This is a genomic window from Pseudomonas oleovorans subsp. oleovorans, assembly GCF_002197815.1.
Classification (GTDB): Bacteria; Pseudomonadota; Gammaproteobacteria; order Pseudomonadales; family Pseudomonadaceae; genus Aquipseudomonas; species Aquipseudomonas oleovorans.
Genome location: NZ_NIUB01000068.1, coordinates 1 through 9,391 on the forward strand (window position 1 = coordinate 1; position 9,391 = coordinate 9,391).

General features: G+C 63.8%; 9 protein-coding genes. 6 read left to right on the forward strand and 3 right to left on the reverse strand.

All coding sequences use genetic code 11. The features are described from left to right. Nucleotides 1-67: 67 nt before the first annotated feature. Both PSOLE_RS22965 and exaA read right to left on the reverse strand, forming a co-directional pair. Entirely contained in the window at nt 68-727 is a 660-nt protein-coding gene (locus PSOLE_RS22965) for a pentapeptide repeat-containing protein (protein ID WP_074859005.1), read from the reverse strand. Nucleotides 728-826: 99 nt separating this feature from the next. Further along, complete coding sequence (exaA, locus tag PSOLE_RS22970) at nt 827-2,689, reverse strand: quinoprotein ethanol dehydrogenase (protein ID WP_074859002.1); 1,863 nt, start codon at nt 2,687-2,689, stop codon at nt 827-829. Between the two features lie 290 nt (nt 2,690-2,979). Here exaA and pedF point away from each other — a divergent pair, with 290 nt between their 5' ends. The 4 genes from pedF to PSOLE_RS22990 all read left to right on the forward strand — a co-directional run bounded on the left by pedF (nt 2,980) and on the right by PSOLE_RS22990 (nt 6,240). Then, the gene (gene pedF / locus PSOLE_RS22975) at nt 2,980-3,399 is read left to right on the forward strand and encodes a cytochrome c-550 PedF (protein ID WP_003461185.1); all 420 of its coding nucleotides are present in this window, start codon (nt 2,980-2,982) and stop codon (nt 3,397-3,399) included. Nucleotides 3,400-3,547: 148 nt separating this feature from the next. Then, nucleotides 3,548-4,420: a substrate-binding periplasmic protein gene (locus PSOLE_RS22980; RefSeq protein ID WP_074859074.1), complete on the forward strand. Its 873-nt coding sequence runs from the start codon at nt 3,548-3,550 to the stop codon at nt 4,418-4,420. A gap of 21 nt (nt 4,421-4,441) precedes the next feature. Next, nucleotides 4,442-5,191, forward strand: coding sequence for a quinoprotein dehydrogenase-associated SoxYZ-like carrier (locus tag PSOLE_RS22985; protein WP_074858999.1), 750 nt, complete (start codon nt 4,442-4,444; stop codon nt 5,189-5,191). A gap of 119 nt (nt 5,192-5,310) precedes the next feature. Further along, the gene (locus tag PSOLE_RS22990) at nt 5,311-6,240 is read left to right on the forward strand and encodes a quinoprotein relay system zinc metallohydrolase 1 (protein WP_074858995.1); all 930 of its coding nucleotides are present in this window, start codon (nt 5,311-5,313) and stop codon (nt 6,238-6,240) included. A gap of 190 nt (nt 6,241-6,430) precedes the next feature. Here the strand turns inward: PSOLE_RS22990 and PSOLE_RS22995 are convergent, their stop codons facing one another. Next, on the reverse strand, nt 6,431-6,817 hold the full coding sequence (locus PSOLE_RS22995; protein ID WP_074858991.1) for a hypothetical protein: 387 nt from the start codon (nt 6,815-6,817) through the stop codon (nt 6,431-6,433). A gap of 217 nt (nt 6,818-7,034) precedes the next feature. Here PSOLE_RS22995 and PSOLE_RS23000 point away from each other — a divergent pair, with 217 nt between their 5' ends. Both PSOLE_RS23000 and PSOLE_RS23005 read left to right on the forward strand, forming a co-directional pair. Then, a complete protein-coding gene (locus PSOLE_RS23000) occupies nt 7,035-8,810 on the forward strand; it encodes a methanol/ethanol family PQQ-dependent dehydrogenase (RefSeq protein WP_074858988.1) in 1,776 nt (591 codons plus the stop codon). Between the two features lie 316 nt (nt 8,811-9,126). Continuing rightward, nucleotides 9,127-9,391, forward strand: a 265-nt coding sequence (locus tag PSOLE_RS23005) for an aldehyde dehydrogenase family protein (protein ID WP_140419000.1), incomplete at its 3' end; no start/stop codon positions are given.

Genomic DNA, 9,391 nt, shown 5'->3' on the forward strand with positions numbered 1-9,391 from the left:
GTTGGTGGGCTGAAGCGGATCGCCGCCCGGCCCGCCCTACGATGTTTTTTGGGGGGGCGGGCGGGGATCAGTCCCAGCCCTTGGGGCATTGCACGCAGCCGGGCATGTTGGCGTCCTGGAAGTTGCCGAAGCGGGTGCGGGCACCGGTGAGGTTGGTATTCTCCAGGTTGGAGCCGCCGAGCTTCACTTCCTGCAGGTTGGCGTCTTGCAGATGCGCATCTTTCAGATCGGCCTTGCTCAGCCAGGTCATTTCCAGATTGGCCGCCTGCAGTTGGACGTTGTGCAGCTTGGCGCCGGAGAGGCGGGCGAACTCCAGATTGGCGGCGCGCATGTCGGCGCCTTCGAACTGCGCGGCCTGGGCGAACAGGCCCCAGCCGCTGATGGCCACCAGGCTGGCGCCGGACAGGTCGGCCAGGCGCAGGTTGCTCTGTTGCAGGCTGGCGCGGTTGAGTTTGGCGCCGCGCAGCTTGGCCTTTTCCAGGTTGGCCAGGTCAAGGTTGACGTGGCGCAGATCCGCGCCGGAAAGATCGGCGCCGGAAAGATTCATGCGGCGCATGTCCAGGTTGCGCAGGTCGGCGCCGCGCAGGTTGGCGTTGGGGCATTGGCTGTCGGGTTCGATGCGGCAGCCGTTGATCTGCGGTACTCCGTCGTTGTCGGTCTCGGCGCCGATGGCGTGGCTGCCGATTACCAGCAGCAGGACCGGGATAAGCAGGGGCAGGTAGTTCATGGCGAGTCCTCGAATGGGATGGTGGGTGAGGCAGTCGCGGCTAAAGCCCCTCCCACAGGTAGCATGCATGGCGCACCAGGTGCGCCATGCGTTCAGCCTTTAGCGTTGGGCGCTGGCTTTGTCCCAGCTCGGCAGTTTGAACACCCAGAAGGAACCGCCCTGGGCAACCGGTTTGGTCAGCTCGGCCATGTCGCCGCCCCACAGCGGCACGGCGCCGCCGTAGCCGGCAGTTACGCCGATGTACTGCTCACCGTCCTGTTCCCAGGTGACGGGCGGGGAGATGATTCCGGTGCCGACCTGGAACTTCCACAGCTCCTTACCGTTCTTGGCGTCGAAGGCCTTGAAGTAGCCGTCGCCGGTGCCGGTGAATACCAGGTTGCCTTTGGTGGCCAGTACGCCGGCCCATAGCGGCAGGCGCTCCTTGTGCTCCCAGGCGACCTTGCCGGTGGTCGGGTTCATCGCGCGCAGGATGCCGACGTGATCGTCGAACAGACGCTTGATGCGAAAGCCCATGCCCAGGTAGGCGGAGCCTTTTTTGTAGGTGGCTTCCTCGGCCCAGTAGTCCTCCTTCCAGTGGTTGGCCGGGACGTAGAACAGGCCGGTGTCCTGGCTGTAGGCCATCGGGTTCCAGTTCTTGCCGCCGAGGAACGGCGGGGAGACTTCGACCACTTCACCCTTGCTTTCACCGGGCTTGGGCTTCGGCGGGCGTTGCCCCGGATTCTCTACCGGGCGACCGGTTTCCAGGTCGATGTGGCTGGCCCAGGTGATCTTGTCGACAAAGGGGAAGGCATTTTTCAGTTTGCCGTTGCTGCGGTCGACCACGTAGAAGAAGCCGTTGCGGTCGGCGTGGGCGGTGGCCTTGGTGACCTTGCCGTCCTTGTCCTTGTAGTCGAACAGCACCAGCTCGTTGTTGCCGGAGAAGTCCCAGGCGTCGTTCGGGGTGTGCTGGTAGAACCACTTCACTTCACCGGTGGTGGGGTCGACGCCGACCTGGCCGGAGGTGTACAGGCTGTCGTAGTCCTTGGGGTCGCCGCCGTCGCTGGTCCGCGCCCAGCCGTTCCACGGCGCCGGGTTGCCGGCGCCGATGATGATGGTGTTGGTCTCGGCATCGAAGCTGGCGCTCTGCCACGGCGCACCACCGCCCTGGCTCCAGGCTTCCTTCTTGCCGGTCGGGTGGTTGGGATCATCCGGCCAGCTCGGCGCTTTGACGTCGCCGGTCGGGGTACTTTCCTTGCCATTCAGGCGGCCCATGTGGCCTTCGACGAACGGACGCATCCAGACTTCTTCGCCAGTCTCCGGATCGCGGGCGAACAGCTTGCCGACCACGCCGAATTCATCGCCTGAGCTGCCGTGGATGACCAGCACCTTGCCGGTCTTGCCGTCTTTGACGATGGTCGGCGCGCCGGTCATGGTGTAGCCGGCGGAGTGATCACCGAATTTCTTGTTCCACACCACCTTGCCGGTGTCCTTGTTCAGCGCCACGACGCGGGCATCGAGGGTGCCGAAGTAGATCTTGTCGCCATAGATGGCGGCGCCACGGTTGACCACGTCGCAGCACGGGCGGATGTCGTCGGGCAGGCGGTGGCTGTAGGTCCACAGGCGCTTGCCGGTCTTGGCGTCGAGGGCGAACACGCGTGAGTAGGAGCCGGTCACGTAGACCACGCCGTCGTGGATGATGGCCTGCGATTCCTGGCCGCGCTGCTTCTCGTCACCGAAGGAGTAGCTCCACGCCGGAGTCAGCTTGAACACGTTGTCGGCGTTGACCTGAGCCAGTGGGCTCCAGCGCTGGGCGTTGGTGCCCATGCCGTACTGCAGCACGTTGCTGGTGGTGAGGTGGTCATTGGCAATGTCGTCCCAGGTGACCGGTTTGGCGAGCGCGCCCTGGCTCAGCGCCAGGCCACCGGCCAGCATCAGGGCAAGCGCCAGGGGGCGCGGGGTGCTGGGTAGGTTTCTTGTTGTCATGGTTGTGCTTCCCGTTGAAGAAAGTGGTCGCCGCAGTGGCAAGCCGATGGTGGAACCCGGCCACCTTTGCGCCTACGGAAAAACTCCCGCCTTTGCCGGGAGGATTTCCCGACCGGGCCATGACTTGGCCTTGCTGCCAAGGCATCACGCGCACCCCCTCCCAAGCCCTACTACCAAGGGACTAGAACGCGACCACCAAAGCAGCATTCGGCGCGTTGCACGGCCTTTCTAAGATGGTCGCCACGAGCTCTGTAAGGGCTGTCTTGCGTGCATTAGATGAGGTCCTAGCCATGAACAAGAAGATCCAATCCACCTTGGCGCTGCTGTTGCTCGCCGCATCGACCAACCTTTGGGCTCACGGCGATGTGGTACCGCAGGCGGTGAACACTGATGGTCTGGAACCGCTGGGTGATCAATGGCTGGACGAGAACCCCTATCGCGACAACCCACGCGCCATCGAGATCGGCGCGTCGGCCTACAACCAGAACTGCGCCGCCTGCCACGGCCTGGAAGCCAAGTCCGGCGGTATCGCCCCGGACCTGCGCCTGCTCGAGCTGGGTGCCATGGGTGACGAGTGGTACAAGGAACGGGTGATCAACGGTGCGGTGCGCGATGGCCGCGTGTACATGCCGAAGATGGCCGACTTCCTTAGCCAGGAAGCATTGTGGGCTGTGCGTAGCTACCTGGAGAGCGTGCACGTCGAGGAGTAAGCGCTTGATGATAAATCTGCTGCGCTCGGCATCTCGCGTTTCGGCGGTGCTCGCAATGCTCATGTATTTCAATACATTCCGCTTGCTACGCGCAGGCCCAGCGCGACCTGCCATCGCTCGCGACAATTTCTTCATAAGCGCTCGCGTCATGCGCCTGTTGATCCTCTTGTGTGGCCTGCTGCTGTGCCAGGGTACGGCCCAGGCGCAGGTGCGCGACTTCGACCGCATCACCGAGTCGGGCATCCTGCGCGTGGCGCTGTACCAGAACTTCCCGCCCTACAGTTACGAGCAGGACGGTCAGCCACGTGGCGTCGACTACGAGTTGGCCAAGGCGTTGGCCGAAGGGCTTGGGCTGCAGCTGGAAGTAATGTGGGCGCCGCCAGGCGAAAAACTCGACGATGACCTGCGTGACTACATCTGGCGTGGCCGGGTGACCGCGCAGGGGAAGTTGGCCGATGTGATGTTGCGCGTGCCTTACGACCGCGACTACGCGCAGATGCGCAATGAGCTGGGCGAGCTGGTCAACGAACGCGTGGTGATGTTCGGCCCCTATCAGCGCGAGCGCTGGCAACTGGCGTTCGATCGTCGGCGTCTGCCCGAGGTGCCGAGCATCGTTGCGTTGCGCCAGCATCCAGTGGGCGTGGAAGTCGAGAGTGTGCCCTCGTTCTACCTGAGTTCGGTGCAGGGCGGCATGCTCAGCCAGGAAACCCGCCATTACCCAACGCCGAAGCTGGCTTTTGCGGCCATGCAGGGTGGTGAAGTGGATGCGGTGATGGCGCTGCGTGGCGAGGTGGACTGGCTGCTGCACGAGGCCAATGACCCGCAGCTGGCGCTGGCCGAGAACGCCTATCCGGACATGGGCCGGCAGATCTGGGAAATCGGCATGGCGGTGCACGAAACCAATCGGCAACTGGCCTATGCCCTGGAAGAACAGCTGGAAAACCTGATTCTCGACGGCTCGCTCGAACGCCTGTACGCGCGCTACGGGCTGCGCTTTGAGAAGCCGGAACAATACCAATAAGAGTCGAGCCGGAGGTGGGCGATGGATTGGCGTAGCCTGATATTGCTGGCCCTGTTTGCCTGGGCCTGGGAAGCAAGGGCCGCCGCGCCCGATCCGGTCACCTCGGTGATGTGGGACTACTACCACCAGCGCCTGCTCAACGGTGAGGCCTTCGTCTTCGACGACAGGATTCGCCTCGAGGTGCCGCCATTCGCCGAGGATGCGCGCCAGGTGCCGATCCAGATCAACGCCAGCGCCTACCGTGGCAAGGTCAAGCGCATTCTGGCTTGGGCCGAGCTCAACCCGATCCCGCGTATTCTCGACTTCGCCCCCGGCGACCACCTGGAACCGAGCCTGGCCATTCGCATCCGCGTCGAGCAGGCCACGCCGATACGCGCAGCAGTGCTCACCGACGATGGCGTCTGGCATATCGGTTCGGCCCGCGTCGAGGCGGCGGGTGGCGGCTGTACTGCGCCCAGCGTGGTGCGCGCCGAGGCCGGCTGGGAGGAGCGACTGGGCCAGGTGCTGGGCAAGCGCTTCGTACGTGGTGAGGACAGCCGCCTGCGCCTGCAGGTGTCGCACCCGATGGACAACGGCCTGGTCGGCGGCATCCCCGAGTTCTACATCGAGCAAGCCGAGTTGCGCGATGTCGATGGTCAGGTGTTGGGGCGTATCGAGCTGTTCCCGGCGGTTAGCGAGAACCCCACGCTGACTTTCGACCTGCGCGACGACCGGCAGGCCGAGCTGTGGTTGCGCGACAACAACGGCAACGAATTCCGGGCCGCGTTCTGACCGTGTTTTCATTCGCCGCGGGGCGCGGCTCCTACAAGAAGCAACAATGTTCGCCCTGTCAGTAGGAGCCCCGCCTCGGGGCGAAGCTCGCGGCTCAGGCAGATTTCGAGGAGAAAAGCATGCGCTGGATACTGTTTCTGCTGGCTCTCGGTACCGGGTTTGCCCTGGCGCTCGACTATCACCTGCAACCCCGGCAGATCGCCGAGGGCGTCTGGCTGCTGGAGGGCACCACCGATAATTTCGCGGCGGAAAACGGCGGCAATATCGTCAACGTCGGCTTTATCGAAACCGCAGACGGTGTGGTGGTGATCGACACCGGTCCGTCGCGTCGCTACGGCGAGGCTCTGCGCCAGAGCATCGAGAAAACCACCGGCAAACCGGTGCTGCGCGTGTTGCTGACTCACCATCACCCCGATCATGTGCTGGGTAACCAGGCTTTCGCCGGCGTGCCCATCGCGGCATTGCCCGAGACCACCCGGTTGCTGGCCGAACAGGGCGATGCCATGGCGGAGAACATGTACCGCCTGGTCGGCGACTGGATGCGCGGTACCGAAGTGGTGTTGCCCACCGAGGACGTGCAGGAAGGCGCGCTGGAAATTGGCGGCCGACGCCTGCAACTGCTGGCATTACGCGGGCATACCGGCGCCGATCTGGCGATTCTCGACGAGCGCACGGGCGTGCTGTTTGCCGGCGATATCCTGTTCTACCAGCGCGCGCTGACCACCCCGAACAGCCCCGGGCTGGATGTGTGGCTGGCCGATCTGGATCGCTTGCAGGCCCTGTCGTGGCAGCAGAGCGTGCCCGGTCACGGCCCCGTCGCCACGGATGCCGCACCCTTCGCGCAGATGCGCGACTACCTGGGTTGGCTCGATGGGCTGCTGCGTGAGGGCGCGGAGCAGGGCGCGGAGATGAACGAGCTGATCCGCGCTCCGATCCCTGAGCGCTTCGCTCAGGTCAACCTGTCGCGCTACGAGCTAATCCGCAGCGTCAGCCACCTCTACCCACGCTACGAGCGCCAGGCCATGGCGCGGGTGGATGCCAATCCGTAAGAGCCCGCTTGCGGGCGATGGTGTTGGCCGGTGGGCTTTATCGCCGGCAAGCCGGCTCCTACAAGAGCACCAGCCGAGTAGGGCGTACTCGCGAAGTAGTACGCCGGGAGCAGTTGGTGGACTGTTCGCTGCGCTCCGGAGTCCACCCTACAACCTGCGCTACGAGCGCTCGGCGTTGCGAGCCTGGTGCCTAGAGCTCTTCGTCATCACGAATCAGCACGTAATGACGGCCGTGCTCGGTCTCTTCGTGGTCGTAGACGTAATACATCACCACGTCGCCTTGGTTGGACTGCACGGCCACGTAGTCACCGCTGTCGGGCATGAAGAATTCCCGGGTGGCTGGCTTGGCCAGGCATTCGATATGGGCGCTGACGAAGTGGGTGGGGTCTTCTTCGCCGAAATAGTCCTCGCGCTGGTGCGCATCCCAATCCTGCGGCGGCTCGAAGGCACCGGTGATCAGCACCTTGCCGTCGCCTAGATCCTGCTCTTCGGCATCCGGGTCCTGCTCGTCCGGGCGATAGACCGTGCAGTCCAGTGCATCGGGATGGTTGAGAATTTCCTGGCGAGGGTGGGGCACGGGCGTCTCCGATCAGAATGTGCGGGCGGCCAAGTGTCGGGCAAAGCCGGGGCCGCCGCAATCGTCATGATCATGGCTTGTGGAGCAGGTATTGCTACCAAGGAACGAGGAAAATCGGCTGGGGGTGCAATTGTTGGGGGACCCGGGTGAGCCAAGAATTTGCGGCAGACCGGGAAAATTTCCCGGCAATAACAATGAACCCGCAGAGGTAGCCGCAATGAAACACGCCGGTCTTCGCCAGCCTTTCCTACTCACCGCACTCTGTGCCGCCATGCTGTTGCCGTCCGCCGCCGCACTGGCGGTCACCGACGCCGAGATTCTCAAGGACGCCACCACCACCGACGAGATCGTCACCAATGGCCTCGGTCTGCAAGGCCAGCGCTACAGCCCGCTGAACATCCTCAACGAGCAGAACGTCAAGGAACTGCGCCCGGTCTGGACCATGTCCTTCGGTGGCGAGAAGCAGCGCGGCCAGCAGGCACAGCCATTGATCAAGGACGGCGTGATGTACGTCACCGCCTCCTACTCGCGGGTGTTCGCCGTCGATGCGCGCACCGGGCGCGAGCTGTGGCAGTACGAAGCGCGCCTGCCGGACGATATCCGCCCTTGCTGCGACGTGATCAACCGGGGCGTCGCCCTGTACGACGACTTGGTGATCTTCGGCACCCTGGATGCCAAGCTGGTGGCGCTGAACAAGGACACCGGCAAGGTGGTGTGGCGCAAGAACGTCGCCGATCACAAGGCGGGCTATTCGATCACCGCAGCGCCGCTGGTGGTCAATGGCAAGCTGATCACCGGCGTTTCCGGTGGCGAATTCGGCGTGGTCGGCAAGATCGAAGCCTACGACCCGAAGAACGGCGAGCTGCTCTGGAGCCGTCCGACCGTCGAAGGCCATATGGGTTACGTCTACAAGGACGGCAAGGCCATCGAGAACGGCATCAGCGGTGGCGAGGCCGGTAAGACCTGGCCGGGCGACCTGTGGAAGACCGGTGGCGCCGCGCCCTGGCTCGGCGGCTACTACGATGCCGACACCAACCTGCTGTTCTTCGGTACCGGCAACCCGGCGCCGTGGAACTCCCACCTGCGCCCTGGCGACAACCTCTACTCGTCCTCGCGCCTGGCGCTGAACCCGGACGACGGCAGCATCCAGTGGCACTTCCAGACCACACCGCACGACGGTTGGGACTTCGACGGCGTCAACGAGCTGATCTCTTTCGATTATCAGGAAGGCGGCAAGACCATCAAGGCGGCGGCCACCGCCGACCGTAACGGCTTCTTCTATGTGCTCGATCGTACCAACGGCAAGTTCATCCGTGGCTTCCCCTTCGTCGACAAGATCACCTGGGCCAAGGGCCTGGACAAGAATGGCCGGCCGATCTACGACGACAGCAACCGTCCGGGCTCGCCGAGCGCGAAGGAGAAGGGCACGAGCGTATTCTCCGCACCGGCCTTCCTCGGCGCGAAGAACTGGATGCCCATGGCCTACAGCCAGGACACCGGTCTGTTCTACGTACCGTCCAACGAGTGGGGCATGGACATCTGGAACGAAGACATCGCCTACAAGAAGGGCGCCGCCTACCTGGGGGCCGGCTTTACCATCAAGCCGCTGAACGAGGACTACATCGGCGTGCTGCGTGCCATCGATCCGAAGACCGGCAAGGAAGTCTGGCGCCACAAGAACTACGCACCGCTGTGGGGCGGGGTGCTGACCACCAAGGGCAACCTGGTATTCACCGGCAACCCGGAAGGCTACCTGCAGGCGTTCAACGCCAGGACTGGTGAGAAAGTCTGGGAATTCCAGACTGGCTCGGGTGTGATCGGCTCGCCCGTGACCTGGGAAATGGACGGCGAGCAGTACGTCTCCGTTCTGTCCGGCTGGGGCGGCGCGGTACCGCTGTGGGGCGGTGAGGTGGCCAAGCGCGTCAAGCACCTGAACCAGGGCGGCATGCTCTGGACCTTCAAGCTGCCGAAGGAACTGGTGGCCAAGCGCTGATCGTTTGCGGCGCCAGACGATGGCCGGACTCTGTCCGGCCATCGCCGTTTCTGGCGGTAGCCAGTGCTGACAGGCTGCGTAGCCTCACAACTGGATTTTCACGCTGGGGAACGCAAGGGCAGGCGAACGGGTCTAGCCTATAGCTTTCATGGCTTCTACTTCTCTGCCAAAGCCCGCGCCAGAACGCTCTACTACTAAATGACTAGGCGATCTGTGCCATGGGCACATGCCGAGGTTTTCAGAGGCTTGCTAAGATCGAACCATGACTCGCTTCCCCGATTGGCAGCGGGCTCCAACAACAAGAGAGGTCAGCATCATGATTTACGCCAAACCGGGTACCGCAGGCGCCCTCGTCACCCTCAAACCACGCTATGGCAACTATATCGGAGGTGAGTTCGTCGCCCCGCTCAGCGGCCAGTACTTCAGCAACACCAGCCCGGTCGATGGCTCGGTGATCGGCGAATTCCCCCGCTCCAACGCCGCCGACATCGACAAGGCTCTCGATGCTGCTCACGCCGCTGCCGACGCCTGGGGCCGCACCAGCGTGCAGGAGCGTTCGCACATCCTGCTGAAAATCGCCG

Bases quoted from the DNA above. Each gene is read 5' to 3' on its own strand.
- PSOLE_RS22965 (WP_074859005.1), bottom strand. From the start codon at position 727: ATGAACTACCTGCCCCTGCTTATCCCGGTCCTGCTGCTGGTAATCGGC.
- exaA (WP_074859002.1), bottom strand. From the start codon at position 2,689: ATGACAACAAGAAACCTACCCAGCACCCCGCGCCCCCTGGCGCTTGCC.
- pedF (WP_003461185.1), top strand. From the start codon at position 2,980: ATGAACAAGAAGATCCAATCCACCTTGGCGCTGCTGTTGCTCGCCGCA.
- PSOLE_RS22980 (WP_074859074.1), top strand. From the start codon at position 3,548: ATGCGCCTGTTGATCCTCTTGTGTGGCCTGCTGCTGTGCCAGGGTACG.
- PSOLE_RS22985 (WP_074858999.1), top strand. From the start codon at position 4,442: ATGGATTGGCGTAGCCTGATATTGCTGGCCCTGTTTGCCTGGGCCTGG.
- PSOLE_RS22990 (WP_074858995.1), top strand. From the start codon at position 5,311: ATGCGCTGGATACTGTTTCTGCTGGCTCTCGGTACCGGGTTTGCCCTG.
- PSOLE_RS23000 (WP_074858988.1), top strand. From the start codon at position 7,035: ATGAAACACGCCGGTCTTCGCCAGCCTTTCCTACTCACCGCACTCTGT.